Source organism: Flaviaestuariibacter terrae, from assembly GCF_054777635.1.
Genome location: NZ_BAAHAL010000008.1, coordinates 1,093,225 through 1,107,550, shown reverse-complemented (window position 1 = coordinate 1,107,550; position 14,326 = coordinate 1,093,225). Strand labels below are relative to the sequence as shown.

Annotated in this window: 15 protein-coding genes; 10 read left to right on the top strand and 5 right to left on the bottom strand. The window is 59.0% G+C overall.

Annotation, left to right across the window (positions count from 1 at the left end; genetic code table 11):
- Positions 1-71 precede the first annotated feature (71 nt).
- Entirely contained in the window at positions 72-1,082 is a 1,011-nt protein-coding gene (locus tag ACYU7Z_RS12875; RefSeq protein WP_460571064.1) for a fumarylacetoacetate hydrolase family protein, read from the bottom strand.
- A 118-nt stretch (positions 1,083-1,200) separates the two neighbouring features.
- Here ACYU7Z_RS12875 and ACYU7Z_RS12870 point away from each other — a divergent pair, with 118 nt between their 5' ends.
- The 7 genes from ACYU7Z_RS12870 to ACYU7Z_RS12840 all read left to right on the top strand — a co-directional run bounded on the left by ACYU7Z_RS12870 (position 1,201) and on the right by ACYU7Z_RS12840 (position 6,828).
- Positions 1,201-1,860: a sterol desaturase family protein gene (locus tag ACYU7Z_RS12870; RefSeq protein WP_460571062.1), complete on the top strand. Its 660-nt coding sequence runs from the start codon at positions 1,201-1,203 to the stop codon at positions 1,858-1,860.
- Positions 1,861-2,069: 209 nt separating this feature from the next.
- A complete protein-coding gene (trmB, locus tag ACYU7Z_RS12865; protein WP_460571060.1) occupies positions 2,070-2,780 on the top strand; it encodes a tRNA (guanine(46)-N(7))-methyltransferase TrmB in 711 nt (236 codons plus the stop codon).
- A complete protein-coding gene (locus ACYU7Z_RS12860; RefSeq protein ID WP_460571058.1) occupies positions 2,761-2,964 on the top strand; it encodes a DUF5522 domain-containing protein in 204 nt (67 codons plus the stop codon). The genes trmB and ACYU7Z_RS12860 overlap by 20 nt, the downstream gene beginning before the upstream one ends.
- Positions 2,965-3,110: 146 nt before the next feature.
- On the top strand, positions 3,111-3,482 hold the full coding sequence (locus tag ACYU7Z_RS12855) for an MGMT family protein (protein ID WP_460571056.1): 372 nt from the start codon (positions 3,111-3,113) through the stop codon (positions 3,480-3,482).
- A gap of 437 nt (positions 3,483-3,919) precedes the next feature.
- A complete protein-coding gene (locus ACYU7Z_RS12850; protein WP_460571054.1) occupies positions 3,920-4,504 on the top strand; it encodes a YceI family protein in 585 nt (194 codons plus the stop codon).
- Positions 4,505-4,589: 85 nt separating this feature from the next.
- Positions 4,590-5,441: a dioxygenase family protein gene (ygiD, locus tag ACYU7Z_RS12845; protein WP_460571052.1), complete on the top strand. Its 852-nt coding sequence runs from the start codon at positions 4,590-4,592 to the stop codon at positions 5,439-5,441.
- 130 nt (positions 5,442-5,571) lie between these two features.
- On the top strand, positions 5,572-6,828 hold the full coding sequence (locus tag ACYU7Z_RS12840; RefSeq protein ID WP_460571050.1) for a pyridoxal phosphate-dependent aminotransferase: 1,257 nt from the start codon (positions 5,572-5,574) through the stop codon (positions 6,826-6,828).
- 4 nt (positions 6,829-6,832) lie between these two features.
- Here the strand turns inward: ACYU7Z_RS12840 and ACYU7Z_RS12835 are convergent, their stop codons facing one another.
- Positions 6,833-7,075 (bottom strand): hypothetical protein, encoded by a 243-nt coding sequence (locus tag ACYU7Z_RS12835; protein WP_460571048.1) that lies wholly within the window; start codon positions 7,073-7,075, stop codon positions 6,833-6,835.
- A 559-nt stretch (positions 7,076-7,634) separates the two neighbouring features.
- Between ACYU7Z_RS12835 and ACYU7Z_RS12830 the strand changes: the two genes are divergently transcribed.
- The 3 genes from ACYU7Z_RS12830 to ACYU7Z_RS12820 are packed head-to-tail and all read left to right on the top strand — an operon-like array spanning position 7,635 to position 9,879.
- Positions 7,635-8,486 (top strand): glycosyltransferase, encoded by an 852-nt coding sequence (locus tag ACYU7Z_RS12830; RefSeq protein ID WP_460571046.1) that lies wholly within the window; start codon positions 7,635-7,637, stop codon positions 8,484-8,486.
- A gap of 46 nt (positions 8,487-8,532) precedes the next feature.
- Entirely contained in the window at positions 8,533-9,423 is an 891-nt protein-coding gene (locus ACYU7Z_RS12825; protein WP_460571044.1) for a DMT family transporter, read from the top strand.
- A gap of 54 nt (positions 9,424-9,477) precedes the next feature.
- A complete protein-coding gene (locus tag ACYU7Z_RS12820; RefSeq protein WP_460571042.1) occupies positions 9,478-9,879 on the top strand; it encodes a hypothetical protein in 402 nt (133 codons plus the stop codon).
- Here ACYU7Z_RS12820 and ACYU7Z_RS12815 read toward each other — a convergent pair.
- The 3 genes from ACYU7Z_RS12815 to ACYU7Z_RS12805 all read right to left on the bottom strand — a co-directional run bounded on the left by ACYU7Z_RS12815 (position 9,876) and on the right by ACYU7Z_RS12805 (position 14,315).
- Positions 9,876-10,373 carry a SixA phosphatase family protein gene (locus tag ACYU7Z_RS12815; protein WP_460571040.1) on the bottom strand — a complete coding sequence of 166 codons (498 nt, stop codon included), beginning with the start codon at positions 10,371-10,373 and terminating at the stop codon, positions 9,876-9,878. The two genes, ACYU7Z_RS12820 and ACYU7Z_RS12815, sit on opposite strands and share 4 nt — an antisense overlap.
- A gap of 109 nt (positions 10,374-10,482) precedes the next feature.
- Positions 10,483-12,330 carry an amidophosphoribosyltransferase gene (locus ACYU7Z_RS12810; RefSeq protein ID WP_460571038.1) on the bottom strand — a complete coding sequence of 616 codons (1,848 nt, stop codon included), beginning with the start codon at positions 12,328-12,330 and terminating at the stop codon, positions 10,483-10,485.
- A gap of 134 nt (positions 12,331-12,464) precedes the next feature.
- Entirely contained in the window at positions 12,465-14,315 is a 1,851-nt protein-coding gene (locus ACYU7Z_RS12805) for a PAS domain-containing sensor histidine kinase (RefSeq protein WP_460571037.1), read from the bottom strand.
- Between the last annotated feature and the right edge of the window lie 11 nt (positions 14,316-14,326).

Sequence of the window (14,326 nt, the reverse complement as noted above, 5' to 3'; positions counted from 1 at the left end):
AGAGATAGGAACGCCACTCCTCTGGAGTGGCGTTCACTATTAGCAGACCAGCACATTAGCAGACCAGCAGACTATTTATTTTTCTTCAATTTCAAAATGCTCCAATCTCCATCTTCCGGCACCATCGTATTCTCCAGGCGGCCGAGGGCTTCGATTTCGAGAACGACCTCGTCGTTGGGCTGGAGCCACTGCTCGGGGTAATTCGGATCGTTGAGCTTGCCGGTGCCGTTCAGCTCCAGGAAGCAGCCGGTGCCGACGGTGCCCGAGCCGATGATGTCGCCGGGGTGCAGGTCGACGCCGTAGGACGCGCGCTCGATCAGCTCGGCGAAGGTCCAGTCCATATCACCCAGGTTGCCCTCGCTTACCTGCTTGCCATTAACGGAGCAGGTCATGCGGAGGTTCCAGGCTTTGCCTACGTGGCCTTCCTTGGCCGGGATCTCGTATTGCTCGAGCTCGTCGGGGGTAACAAGCCAGGGGCCGATGGTGGTAGCGAAGTCCTTGCCTTTGGCGGGCCCGAGGTTCAGCAGCATTTCCTCCATCTGGAGACGGCGCGCGCTGAGGTCGTTCATGATCATGAGGCCGCCGATGTACTGGTCGGCTTCCTCCGCGCGGATGTTGCGGCCGCTCTTGCAGATGACGATGGCCGCCTCGAGCTCGAAGTCGAGCTTTTCGAAGTGGTCGGGCATGCAGCGCACCGGGCCGGGGCCGTAGATGGCGTGGTGGTTGGTCATGTAAAAGATCGGGTACTGGTCAAACTCCGGGATCATGTCCACCTTGCGGTTGCGGCGGGCGGCGGCGACGTGCTGGCGAAAGGCATAGCCGTCGCGGCAGGACGAGGGAAAGGGCACCGGTGCCAGCAGCTGCACGGTAGCGGGGTCTATGCCGCGGCTGCGGGGATAGCGGCCGTCGCGGATCAGCTCAAGCCCGACCTGGGCCACGGGGAACAGCTCGTCCCAATAATGAAGGAACATACCCATGGTGCCGGGCAGCTCGGGATGGAGCGCGTCGAGGTCAAAAAGGAGCCCGTCTTCGAGCAGCGCCAGCTGGTCCTGGTCGTCTTTGAGGTAGGAAACGAGTTTCATGCAAGCGAAAATTGTGCGCCAAAGATAGGCGGATGCGCGGGCCGTAAAGGAGACCTGTGGAAGGAGCCGGAAAAGCTACGGCAAACCCGTAAATTTGCCCCCGAAACACCGTCTCGCAATGAAATTCGAAAAAATCCATAATAAAGGGCAGGCCCAGCTTTTCCGTAACCCGGTGCTGGAGATGCTCACCAAAACGCACCCGCTCGTTATCTGGGCGATGTACCTCCCTGTGGTCATCGGCTTCCCGATCTATGCCGGCCACGAGTATAACATTGAGTTCACCCGCATCGCCCTCCTCTTTATCGGCGGTGGCGCCTTCTGGACCTTCTTCGAATACCTCGCGCACCGCTTCCTCTTTCATGCCGTGGCCGAAAGCAACCGCGCGCGCCGCATCGTGTACGTGATGCACGGCAACCACCACCACTACCCCCGCGACCGCGAGCGTCTCTTCATGCCCCCGGTACCCAGCCTCATCCTGGCCTCGGCCATCTTCGGGCTGATGTACGCGATCATGGGTGCCCGTGTTTTCGTGTTCTTCCCCGGCTTCATGCTCGGCTACCTGATGTACGGCACGATGCACTACGCCATCCACGCCTGGAACCCGCCGTTCAAATGGATGAAGCCGCTGTGGCGCAACCACCACCTGCATCACTACAAGGATGAAGGCAAGGGCTACGGCGTGAGCACTACGATCTGGGACCGCGTGTTCGGCACCATGTTCGACCTCAAAAAAGAGAAGGAAGACAAAGAGAAAGTCAAGGAATTGATGTTCAAATAACGCTTCGGCTGCGCTCAGCGTGACAAACGATGTCAGTCTGAGCTTGTCGGAGGATGCTGGTCTGCTAAAGTGCAAGTCTGCTAATAGCAGCACCTGCCAACAAAAGGCGAACGCCGCTCCTAAGCGGCGTTCGCCTTTTGCAAACCAGCCCGCTCGCACAGTGGCAACGTCATTAGCAGATTAGCAGACTACTCTATTAGCAGATTATCATGGGACATAAAAAGCTTATTCGCTTCGCAGAGATAGAAACCTTTCCCAACGTGCTGCAATACCCGGAAGGGATGGCGGGCACCTGGAAGAATTTTTTCGGCAACGACAACCCGTTGACGCTGGAGCTCGCCTGCGGCAAGGGCGAGTATACGCTCGGCCTCGCGCGGATGCACCCGGAGCGTAATTTCCTGGGCGTCGACCTGAAGGGCAACCGCATCTGGGCCGGTGCCCGCAGGGCCCTGCAGGAAGGCCTGAAGAATGCCGCCTTTCTCCGTATCCTTATCGATGGCATCGAGGGCTTTTTTGCGCCCGCCGAAGTAGACGAGATCTGGATCACCTTCCCCGACCCGCAACTCCGCGTGGGCAAGGCCAAGAAGCGCCTTACCCACCCGCGCTTCCTCCGCCGCTACCAGTCGATCCTCGCGCCCGGCGGCCGCATTCACCTCAAGACCGACAGCCCCAACCTCTACGACTTTACGATGAAGGTCTGCGCGCTGTACGGATGCACCGTGCTGGAGCATTCCGACAATGTATATGCACAGGAAGAGATCAAGCCCGAGCTCCGCATCAAAACCTATTACGAGTCGCTCGACATTGCCGGCGCGGCGCGGGTACACTACGTGTGCTTCACGCTGCCCGCCCAACTTCCCGGCACAGAGTTGGACGCACGCCTCCAGGAGGAACTGAAAGATGAACAAGCCGCTGGTTGAGGGTGAAGACTATTATTGGAACAAGCAGGGCTACGTGGTGCTCACCGAGCAGCACCACCGCAAGCGCGGCTACTGCTGCGGCATGGGCTGCCAGCATTGCCCCTACGAATACGAGGCCGTGCCCGAGCCGCGCCGGAGCGAGCTCCTGGATCAGCGAAGAAAGAACGAGCAGCAGGAGTCGTGAACCGGGAATCGGTAATCGGCAATAGAAAGGGAACGCAGACTTTTTACCATCTATACGATTGCAAATGATTGCCGGAATCTATAGCTGCGTTGATCATAAAAATCATAAGCGATCTGCGTTCTTTCTCTGCCCCGTAACTTTCGCTTATGAAAAAAGCGCCCCTTAAAAAAGTCACCCCTTCCGGCGAAAGCGACAAGGAATCTTTCTTCGCGCAGGTGTATGACCTCGTGCGGCTGATTCCCAAGGGGCGTGTTACTTCGTATGGCGCTATTGCGGCCGCACTCGGCACACGAGGCTCGGCGCGGATGGTGGGCTGGGCCATGAACAACTGCCACCACCTGAAGCCAAAGGTTCCGGCACACCGCGTTGTAAACCGGCTTGGCCTGCTCAGTGGCAAGATGCACTTCGGCGATCCCGACCGCATGCAGCAATTGCTGGAGAAAGAAGGCGTGCCGGTTAAGAACGACCAGGTGCAGGACTTTGACACCCGCTTCTGGGATCCGGCCAAAGAGCTGTGACGTTTTCGGAACATTGTCCTCTTCGAAATGCTGCAAAAAAGGCAAGGCCCGATTGCTCGTGCCTTGCGCTTACTGATTCCGACTGAAAAGTTTATGGGACGCAGCAACAGGCAACCGTTCTCTGTATGGAGCGGATTACTGCCGACGCGTTTGTTGTGCTGCCTTCACGGGTTGATGGAATTGCTGAGCGAGTGGTTACAGGCAGTTGGTTTAGATGCGGTTACTTCGATAACGAATATAGCAGCAAGTTGCAACGCCGGCAATACCCGGAACTGGGTATTTTCCCCCGTACAGCTACCCGTATTTTTACGGGTGACGCGAAACCGGCGCACAACACCTGCTCGCATTAGTCTGAAAGCTCTACTCCTGATTTCTTAACCTACATCAATGTTGTAACATCGTTTTGACCCGTAGCTTTGTTTTTCTAAACATCGCATATGAAAAAACTCGTTTTCGCCGCCCTGCTCGCGCTCAGCTCGTCGGCCCTCTTCGCCCAGACGTCCTGGAACCTGGATCCCACGCACTCCAATGTCCGCTTCACCGTTTCGCACCTCGTGATCTCGGAAGTGGAAGGAACTTTCAAGAAATTCAACGGCACGGTGCAGAGCGCGAAGCCCGACTTTGCCGATGCAGCGGTCAACTTTGCCGTCGACATCAACAGCATCAACACCGACAACGACGGCCGCGACCAGCACCTAAAGAGTGATGACTTCTTCAACGCCGCGAAATACCCGCAGATGACCTTCCGCAGCACGTCGTTCCGGAAGATCTCCGGCAACCAGTACGAGCTCCGCGGCAACCTCACCATCCGCGACGTTACCAAGCCGGTGACCTTTCGCGTAACCTATGGCGGCACGGTGAAAGATCCCTGGGGCAACATCAAGGCCGGCTTCAAGGCCACTGGCTCCATCAACCGCTTTGATTACGGGCTCAGGTGGAACAACCTTACCGAAGCCGGTGGCGCCGTTGTCGGCAAAGACATCGCGATCGACCTGCGCCTTGAGTTTGCCCAGGCGAAATAATAAGTTCGTAAGTGGGAAGTCGGAACCTTTTTCCACTCCGCTTACTTCCACTTCCGACTTCCCACTTCCGACTTAATTACTTTCCATGAACAACTTGTCAAGTTTCAACCGCTTCACCGCCTCGCTGCCCGACACAGGCTCCGTGATGCCGCTGCTGTTCATCGGGCATGGCTCGCCGATGAATGCGATCGAGGACAATGAGTTCTCGCGCGAGTGGCAGCGCTTGGGCCGAGAGCTGCCGCGTCCCGCGGCCGTACTCGTCATTTCTGCGCACTGGCTGACACGCGGCACGGCTATCACCGCCATGGATGCCCCGCCCACGATCCACGATTTCGGGGGCTTCCCGGCCGAGCTCTTTGCGGTGCAGTACAGCGCCCCCGGCCATCCCGACCTTGCCGCCGGTGTTCGCTCGCTCGTGCAGGGCACCGAGGTGGAGCTTGACCACGACTGGGGCCTCGACCACGGCGCCTGGTCGATCGTAAAGCACCTCTTCCCCCAGGCCGACATCCCTGTGCTCCAGCTCAGCATCGACGGCACGAAGGGACCGCGCTGGCACTACGAGCTCGCCCGCGAGCTGGCGGCGCTGCGACGCAAGGGCGTGCTGATACTCGCCAGCGGCAACATGGTTCACAACCTGCGCCTCCTCAAATTACCGGGCGGCGACTTCAACCGTATTAATACGGAATGGGGCTACGACTGGGCACTGGAGCTCAATACACGCTTCCGGGAAAAGATCCAATCGGGCGATCACGAAGCGCTGCTCCACTACGAGCGCCTGCATCCCGATGCCCGCCTCGCTATCCCGACACCCGAGCATTACCTCCCGCTTCTGTACACGCTCGGTCTCCAGGAAAAAGAGGATGAGCCGACGCTCTTCAACGACCGCGTCATCGCCGGCAGCCTGTCGATGACCTCGGTGCTGCTTGCCAGAGCCTGACCACTAAACCTACCTGAACCTTTCCCCTGAACCATCTGAACCTTCCCGAACTCACCGGGTTTTCCTGAAGCTTCAGCGCACTGCGCTCGCAATGACGGCTCCCCCCTACTTTTGCCGTAATACGGCGCGCATGAAACTTTCCCATCTTTCAGAGACACTGATCGGTTCCGAAATCGTAAAGCTCGGTGGCGAGATCCGCGAGCGTATCCGGCAGGGTGAAACGATTTACAACTTCACCGTCGGCGACTTCGATCCGCAGATCTTTCCCATTCCGCAGGAACTGGAAGACGGCATCGTCGATGCATACCGCCAGCACTTCACCAACTACCCGCTCGGCGAGGGCAACCTCGACCTGCGCGAGTCGATCGCCGAATTCAGCGAGCGCTTCCAGGGGCTGCGCTACGGCCTCGACGAGATCCTCGTGGCATCCGGCGGGCGCCCCCTCATCTATGCGCTCTACCGCGCGATCTGCGACAAGGGCGACAAGGTGATCTACGCCGTACCGAGCTGGAACAACAACCACTACACACACTTCGTGGGCGGTGAGCATGTGATCGTGGAGGCAACACCCGAAAACAACTTCATGCCCACGGCCAACGATCTTCGTCCGCAGCTCCAAGGCGCGGCGCTGCTGTCGCTCTGCTCGCCGCAGAACCCCACGGGCACCACGTTCCGGAAGGAGGAACTCGAGGCGATCTGCGCGCTGGTGGTCGAAGAAAACGAGCGCCGCGGCCCGAAAGAGAAAAAGCTGTACGTGCTTTTCGACCAGATGTACTGGCAGCTGACGTACGGCGATATCCGTCACTACGATCCCGTGTCACTCAACCCCGCGATGCGCCCCTACACCATCTTCGTCGATGCGGTGAGCAAGGCCTTCGCCGGCACCGGTGTGCGTGTGGGCTGGAGCCTCGGGCCGGCGCATATTCTCAATAAAATGAAAGCGATCCTGTCGCATGTGGGCGCCTGGGCACCGATGGCCGAACAAAAGGCTGTTGCGAAATACCTCCGGCAGCACGATGCCGTGGAGCGCTTCCTGGCGCACTTCAAGCGGGAGCTCGAGGAGCGCCTCCGCCGGATCTATGATGGAATTATGCTGCTGCGCAGCGAAGGGCTGCCGGTGGATGCCGTAGCCCCCGAGGCAGCGATTTACCTCACGCTCAAGATCGACGCGACCGGGCGCACGGCTGCCGACGGAGCGCAGCTGCAGAACCAGTCGGATGTGACATCGTATATACTGAAGGAAGCGAAACTGGCCGTAGTGCCGTTCTATGCATTCGGAGCGCCGCGCAATACACCCTGGTATCGCCTCAGCGTAGGCACCTGCCGGAAAGAAGAGATCGATGAAATGATTGGAAAGTTGCGTATCGCCCTGCGTGGGCTGCGTTAGGAGCTTAGTTCTTGTTGATCAGGAAATAGAAAGGCTTCAGCTCGAAGGAGGCTACCGCTTTCAGGATCTTGCTCGGCTTGCGGGTAATGCTGTTGCGCGTCACGAGCTCGTGCGCCTGGCAGAACACTTTGTTGCATTCGACCTGGGTCAGGATTTTGTTCAGACAATCAACGGTCTGATTCAGCGCCTGCTGGCTCTGATTCTGCTCCTTCAGGAGGACCAGGAGGTCTCTTTTACCGTTTTCCATATAGCATTCCCTTTATATGTTACATTCCTCTTTGACTGGGGCAACCACACTTGCTTCCGCGACCACTGCCAGAGTAATAATTCCGCTGGCAACTTGTCATCGTAGTAATGAAAGTCAAGAACAATGCCACATATACCAACAACTTTCTCATAGATTCGTTTTGTAAACTAACTAAATTAGGAAGCTTTTGGTATGCCCGTCGGTCAACGCCGCAAAATTTAACATGAGTTCCACTTCCGCGTCGACGGGACCCCGGGTGTTGGTTGCTCCCCTCGATTGGGGGCTTGGTCATGCAACCCGCTGTATACCAATAATCCGGGCTCTCCGGGCGCGCGGCGTCGACGTTCTGCTCGGCGGCAGCGGGGCTTCCGGGCGGCTCCTCCGCGATGCATTTCCCGACCTTTTGTACGAAGAAATTCCGGCCCGGGCGGTACGCTATGCACGCACCCGGCGCGGATGGCTTTGGAAAATTCTACAGCAAATACCCCGGCTGCTCCGCAATGCCCGGGCCGAAAAACAATGGCTGAACAATTATCGCCAGCGGCAAAAAATCCACGCTGTGCTGTCCGACAACCGCTATGGTTTGCATGCCGGGGATATTCCGAGCATTTTCCTCTGCCACCAGCTTTCGATACGAAGCGGTCTTGGCCGTCTGGCCGACAACCTGCTGCGCCGGCGGCACTACCGGATGATCGGCAAATTCAGCGCCTGCTGGGTGCCCGACTGGCAGGAGCCGGCACTTGCCGGAACGCTCTCGCACCCACCGGTACCGCCACCGATTCCTACCCGCTACATCGGTCCGCTATCGCGCTTCCGCAACGCCAATGAGCGCCCTGCCAGCAACACCTCTCCTGCAACCACCGAAACCCAACATCAAACCACCAACTACAAACCGCAAACTACAAACTGGCCCCTCCTCGTCGCCCTCTCCGGGCCGGAGCCGCAGCGCACGCTGTGGGAGGAGAGTCTGTTGCCGCAGCTGGCGCTGCTCGATGGCCCTGTGTTGCTGCTGCGCGGGCTTCCGGGCGATACAAGCGCTCTTGCCGTGCCACGGAACGTGCAGGTAGCCGCCCACCTTCCCGCGGTGGAAATGGCGGCGACTTTTTCATCGGCCCGCTACGTGGTTGCGCGCTGCGGCTACAGCACCGTGATGGATCTTGTAGCCCTTCGTTGCAAAGGCATCCTCGTGCCGACGCCGGGGCAAACCGAGCAGGAATACCTGGCGCGTCATCTCACGCAGCAGCGCATCGCTCTTTGCTACCGCGCCGAAGACTTCGATTTGCAACAAGCGCTGCATGCCGCAGAAGAATTCGACTATTGCTTTCCCGAAAGGAAAACCGCCGACGGCCTCGACGAAGCCCTGAACGAGCTGCTGGCAACCATCAGTCGCTCCACCGCAAATCAAATCTGACATCCGAGATCAGCCATCCGCCGCCAGACATCTTATCTTGCGGCCCATGCGTGCCCGCAGCCTTGCCCATCTTGCCGTACTGGCCACCAACCTTTTCTTCGCGGCGAATTTCAGCTTCGTGAAAATGATCGCGCCGCGCCTCGTGCAGCCCTTCGGTCTCAACGTATTTCGTGTCGGCGGCAGCCTCCTGCTTTTCTGGACGCTGTGGGGCTTTTCGAAAAGCGGCACAAAGCTGCAACGTGCCGACCTGGGCCGCGTAATCGCCTGCGGCGTTACCGGTGTTGCCATCAACCAGATGCTGTTCATCCGCGGGCTGACGCTTACGACAAGCATTCACGCAGCGCTGCTGATGCTCACCACGCCGCTGCTCATTACGGTGTTTGCCCTCTGGGTGCTGCGCGAGCCGTTGCGGCCGCTGCAGGTTCCGGGTCTTGCGCTTGGCATTGCCGGTGCGGCCTGGCTTATTTCGGGCGGAGCGCGGAGCAGCACGGCGACCAACCCGCTCCTCGGCGACCTGCTGATCCTGGTAAACGCAATTTTCTACTCGATCTATTTCATCCTGGTAAAGCCGCTGATGGCGCGCTACAAGCCGCTCGAAGTGGTGCGCTGGGTATTCACGGTCGGCTTCCTGTGCATGCTGCCCTTTGGCTGGCGCGAGGTGCTCCAGACACCCTTCGCCCAATTCAGCGCGGCCGACTATGCAACGCTTGTGGCAATCATCGTTACCGGCACCTTCCTCGCCTACTGCTTCAACGCCTATGGCATCCGCCACCTTGGCGCGTCCACCACGGGTGCTTACATCTATACGCAGCCGGTATTCGCCGTACTGATCGCCACACTCATTGTGGGCGAAGCCTTTTCGTGGAGCAAGGCATTTGCGGCCCTGATGATTTTCGCGGGTGTGTTCCTCGTTACGTGGAAGCGCGAAAAAAAGTAGCCCGTTCTTTTTTTTCCGGGAATTGTAGTAGCTTGGCTTCAAATCCAATCCAATATGAAAACCGCAATCCGGCTTTCGGCACTCCTGTGCCTTCCCCTCTTTTTCAGCTGCGGACGCGAAGCGCAGCCCCAGAACGAAAGCCCCGCTCCCTATCTCACGCAAGGTCAATGGAAAGTAAGCAGCTACAGTGGCAGCACCGTGCAAGCCAACAGCCTGTCGGGTTATGCGTTGCGCTTCTCCGCCGATGGCAGCCTCTCCTGTGGCATCAACGGCAGCGCACTGAGCGGCACCTGGAGCCTGCACCAGAAAGTGGAAGGCCGGTCGATCAGCCTGCAGGTAGCCGGACAGACCACCGACGCCAGCGCGCTGAGCAACGACTGGGACGTTCAGTTCTGCGACAACAACACAGTTAAGCTGCGCCAGGGCAACACCGAGCTCGCCCTCGGCCGTCCTTAACCGAGCGGATTTTTCGGGTAATCAAAAAACAGGAACTGCTTGTCTGCCGATGCAAAGGCGGACCAGCTTTTTTCGTCCGTACCCACCGCGAAAACCCCGCAGGTCGGCATGTCGTCGATGCGCACATTGCTCAGCAGGTTTACGTACTCGGTGATCGCGGGGTTATGGGAGAAGATGGCCACAACGTCTTTGTCGTCGGGAAGCGCCGCCACTGCTTCAACGAATGCCTGCGGCGTGGGCTCATAAAGGCTTTCGAGCAACTGGATATCGTCCTTGTGCTTGCCGAAGGCTTCCGCGAAGATGCGTGCTGTGCGGCGGGCCCGCTTCGCCGTGCTCGACACGAAGTGCTCGATCTTGACCGACCGCTCTTTCACGCGCTCGGCCATTTCAGCGGCATCCTTCTTGCCGCGGTCCGTGACCGGCCGGTCGAAGTCTTTCATCGTAACATCGTCCCAGGAGCTTTTCGCGTGGCGGATCAGTAGAAGCACTTTCATAATCTGCTAATTTAATAGTCTGCTAGTCTGCTACTAAAAGTAACGAGTAACCAACGAGGTTGCTACACTATCCCATATTAGCAGACTAGCACATTAGCAGACTAGCAGACTAATACCCCCGCGTATTCTTGCCTTCCATGTAATTCATGAATGCCTTGTTCACAACGCGGTTGCCGCCGGGCGTAGGATAATTCCCGGTGAAGTACCAGTCGCCGAGGTTGTTGGGGCAGGCCTCGTGCAGGTCTTCGATCGTTTGGAAGATCACCGACACGGGTATGTCGAGACCGGCCGGCGTGATGAGCTCGGCGATCTTGTTGGTGATCTCCTGGTTGCTGAATGGCTTATAGAGCTGCTTCACGACATTGACGGTATGCAGGTCGCCGCGCTCGTGCAGGGCCAGGCACTCGTCGTAAAGGGTTTGCAGCAGGCTCTCGTGACCGCGTTCCTTCAGCAGCGCCACGGCTGCGTTGAAGGCGATGAAGTCGCCGAGCTTGCTCATGTCGATGCCGTAGCAATCGGGGTAGCGGATCTGCGGCGACGACGATACGACGATGATCTTTTTGGGACTGAGGCGTGCCAGCATCCGGATGATGCTTTCCTTCAGCGTTGTGCCGCGTACGATGGAGTCGTCGATCACCACGAGCGAGTCGACGCCGGCGCGGACGGTTCCGTACGTGATGTCGTACACGTGCTGCACCATCTCGCTGCGGCCCGCGTCCTGGGTGATGAAGGTGCGCATCTTCACGTCCTTGATCGCGATCTTCTCCATCCGCACTTTGCGGTTGATCATCTCCGTGAGCTTGGCGGGATCTACATCGGAGCCCCAGCTGCGGATGCGCTCGATCTTGATCTGGTTGAGGTAATCCTCGCAGCCCTTGAGCAGGCCATAGAAGGCCACTTCGGCCGTATTGGGAATAAACGAAAAGATGGTGTTGCGGAGGTCGTATTCGATGCAATCGAGCACTGGCTTGCTCAGGTTGTAGCCGAGACGCTGGCGCTCCTTGTAGATCTTTTCATCGGAGCCGCGCGAGAAATAGATCCGCTCGAAGGAGCAGGCCTTCCGCTCTTTCGGCTCCACTACCTGCTCGATCACATACCTTCCATCGGGATACACCACGATTGCCTGCCCGGGCAGCAGCTCCTGCACCTCGTTCTCCCCTACGTTGAAAGCCGTGCGGATGGCGGCGCGCTCGGAAGCGGCCACGACCACTTCCTCATCAACATAATAATACGAGGGACGAATGCCATGCGCGTCGCGGAACACGAAGCCCGTGCCGTCGCCGGTAAGACCGCCTACGTGAAAGCCGCCGTCGAAGAGGGGGATGGCCTTGCGGAGCACTTCCAGCACGTCGGCGCCGCCGGGGGCCGCCTCGTCGGCCTGCACCAGGAAATGATGGAGCACTTCCATCATGGCCGCCAGGTCGCTTTGCTTCTGGAAGGCACCCGGATCGATACCAATGAGCGAGAAGAGCTCCTCGGTGTTTACGAGGTTGAAGTTGCCGGCCAGCGCAAGGTTGCGGCCCGGGATCGTATGCTTTTTGACGAAGGGATGGCAAAATTCGACGTTGTTCTTGCCCTGCGTGCCATAGCGAAGGTGGCCCAGCAGGAGCTCGCCGAGGTACGACAGGTGGCCCTTGAGCAGGCCGGGATGCTGGGCGATGTCGGGGTTGTATTTCTGGAGCTCGTTGTACTCCTCCCCGATCTGGCGAAACAGGTCGGCGATGGCCTGCGGGTGGCTGCTGCGGAGACGGGCGAGGAACGGGTACCCCGGCTCCACGCTCAGCTTGACGGCCGCCACACCGGCGCCGTCCTGGCCGCGGTTGTGCTGCTTTTCCATCAGCAGGTAAAGCTTGTTCAGCCCCCACAGAACGGTTCCGTAGCGCTGCTGGTACCAGGAGAAGGGTTTACGAAGGCGGATAAAGGCAAGACCGCACTCGTGTTGGATGGCATCGCTCATAGTAGAGAATGAGCCGCAAAGTTAAGCGCCGGAGGCGCATTGAATAGTGAATAATGGCTATTGACAATTGCATAGGGAGGCTGTAGCGTCGCGCAGCAGACACCCCCTATTCAATAAACATTATTCAATAATTATTATTCACTGGTTTCCGGCACGGAAACCGTCAGCGTGCAGCCCGCGCCGGGCGCCGAAACGATGGATACGTTGCCACCGAACATCTCGGCGCGGTTCCGCATGTTGGTCAGGCCAAGCCCGCGGCGCACGGTAAGCGGGTCAAAGCCGCAGCCGTCGTCGGTAACCTCCAGCCGGAGCTCGCCGTCTCCCTGGCGCAACTGTACAGTCACTTTGCGGGCGCCGGCGTGCTTTACGATGTTATTGAGCTGCTCCTGCAGGATGCGGAACAGCATCAGCTTCTGGTTATCCGGCACGCGCTCCTCGTCGAAGCCGGTGGCTACAAAGCGAATCCGCAGCTGCTGCGTGCGGGTGAGGGTATGAATGAGGTCGTTGACCGATTCCTCCAGACCGAGATCACCGAGGGTCGACGGAATGAGGTTGCGGCAGAGGGCGCGGATGTCGTTGATGACATCGGAAATATTGCGGGTTGCCAGCGATACCATTTCGGAGGTTTCCTCATCGGCCGTTGAGCGGGCGAGGTCGAGGTACAGCTTGATGGTGGTGAGCTGCTGGCCGATATTGTCGTGCAGCTCCTTCCCGATCTCGGTGCGCTCCTTTTCCGACGAATCGATGGTGGCCTGCGTGAGCGCGCGCTGGTGGGCTACCTGACCGGCAAGCAACTGCTTTTCGAGCTCCTTACGCCCGCTGATATCGACAAACGAAGTGATCACCTGCTGCACGGCCCCTGCATCGTCGCACACAGGCCGCGAGTTGACCAGCAGCCAGAGCCGCTCGCCACCGGGCTGCTGGTAGCCGATCACGAAATCGCGCACGGGCTCGCCGCTCCGCATCGCTACGGCCACCGGGAATTCGTCCCGGTCGAGGGGAACGCCACTCTCCGAGTGAACTTCCCAGTTGGATTCGTCCCAGGAGCAACCGAGCATCGATTCGCGCTCGACACCCAGGAGATGCGCAGCGGTTTCGTTGCAAAGCACGCTCCGCAGGTCCTGGTCGTGCACGATGATGCCAAACTGGATGCTGTCGACGAGCATGCGGAAGCGCTGCTCGCTTTCGCGGAGCGCTTCGGCGGCCTTCTTGCGCTGCGTGTCGTCGTGAAAGTAAACAGCGATGCCGCCCACGTTGGGATTGGAAAGCAGGTTGTGGCCCCGCACGAGGCACCAGAGCCAGCTGCCGTCCTTGCAGCGGAGGCGCACCGTAATGAACTTGATCACCGGGTTCTGCGTAACCTCGAGCGCGAACGATTCAGCGGCCTTGATGCGGTCGTCGGGATGAACAAACTCAAAGGCGTTGCGCCCCAGCACTTCCTGGAATTCGAAGCCGAGCACGTGGCGGATCGATGGGGAAGCAAAGGTGATGGTGCCGGACGGGTCGAGCAGAAGGATGCCGTCGAGGGCGTCGGCGATAAGCCCGTGGTAGAAGCGCTCGCGGCGCTGCAGGTTCTCGTCGGAGCGGCGCTCGGCGCTGCGGTCGCGGCCGATGGCGAGGTAGCCGGCCGGGAGGCCGTTCTCGTCGGGCAGGCGCGACACGGTAAATTCGAAATAGTAGCGCATCCCCGAAGGCGTACGGCAGGGAAGCTCACCATGCCAGCGTCCTTTGCTGGTCAGGTGGCCGATGATATCATCAATAGAAATGTCCGAGAGGTCGAAGGAAACGAGCTCGCTGATGCGGCGCCCCAGCACGGCATCGGGGTCGAGCTCAAAGTAGCGAAGCGCCGCCGGGTTGGCGAGGCGAATGCGGAAATGCTCGGGGTCCACCACGAACAACACGTCCTGCACCTGCGACAGGATATAGCTGTCGAGTGCGGAAGTGCCTACGGGCAGATCGGAAAATAAAGCGTGAGTCGGGTACACAGAAAGTGATT

Coding starts and splice junctions, on each gene's coding strand:
- ACYU7Z_RS12850 (WP_460571054.1), top strand. CDS start 3,920: ATGAAAAAACTCGTTTTCGCCGCCCTGCTCGCGCTCAGCTCGTCGGCC.
- ACYU7Z_RS12855 (WP_460571056.1), top strand. CDS start 3,111: ATGAAAAAAGCGCCCCTTAAAAAAGTCACCCCTTCCGGCGAAAGCGAC.
- ACYU7Z_RS12810 (WP_460571038.1), bottom strand. CDS start 12,330: ATGAGCGATGCCATCCAACACGAGTGCGGTCTTGCCTTTATCCGCCTT.
- ACYU7Z_RS12825 (WP_460571044.1), top strand. CDS start 8,533: ATGCGTGCCCGCAGCCTTGCCCATCTTGCCGTACTGGCCACCAACCTT.
- ACYU7Z_RS12840 (WP_460571050.1), top strand. CDS start 5,572: ATGAAACTTTCCCATCTTTCAGAGACACTGATCGGTTCCGAAATCGTA.
- ACYU7Z_RS12860 (WP_460571058.1), top strand. CDS start 2,761: ATGAACAAGCCGCTGGTTGAGGGTGAAGACTATTATTGGAACAAGCAG.
- ygiD (WP_460571052.1), top strand. CDS start 4,590: ATGAACAACTTGTCAAGTTTCAACCGCTTCACCGCCTCGCTGCCCGAC.
- ACYU7Z_RS12870 (WP_460571062.1), top strand. CDS start 1,201: ATGAAATTCGAAAAAATCCATAATAAAGGGCAGGCCCAGCTTTTCCGT.
- trmB (WP_460571060.1), top strand. CDS start 2,070: ATGGGACATAAAAAGCTTATTCGCTTCGCAGAGATAGAAACCTTTCCC.
- ACYU7Z_RS12820 (WP_460571042.1), top strand. CDS start 9,478: ATGAAAACCGCAATCCGGCTTTCGGCACTCCTGTGCCTTCCCCTCTTT.
- ACYU7Z_RS12875 (WP_460571064.1), bottom strand. CDS start 1,082: ATGAAACTCGTTTCCTACCTCAAAGACGACCAGGACCAGCTGGCGCTG.
- ACYU7Z_RS12815 (WP_460571040.1), bottom strand. CDS start 10,373: ATGAAAGTGCTTCTACTGATCCGCCACGCGAAAAGCTCCTGGGACGAT.
- ACYU7Z_RS12835 (WP_460571048.1), bottom strand. CDS start 7,075: ATGGAAAACGGTAAAAGAGACCTCCTGGTCCTCCTGAAGGAGCAGAAT.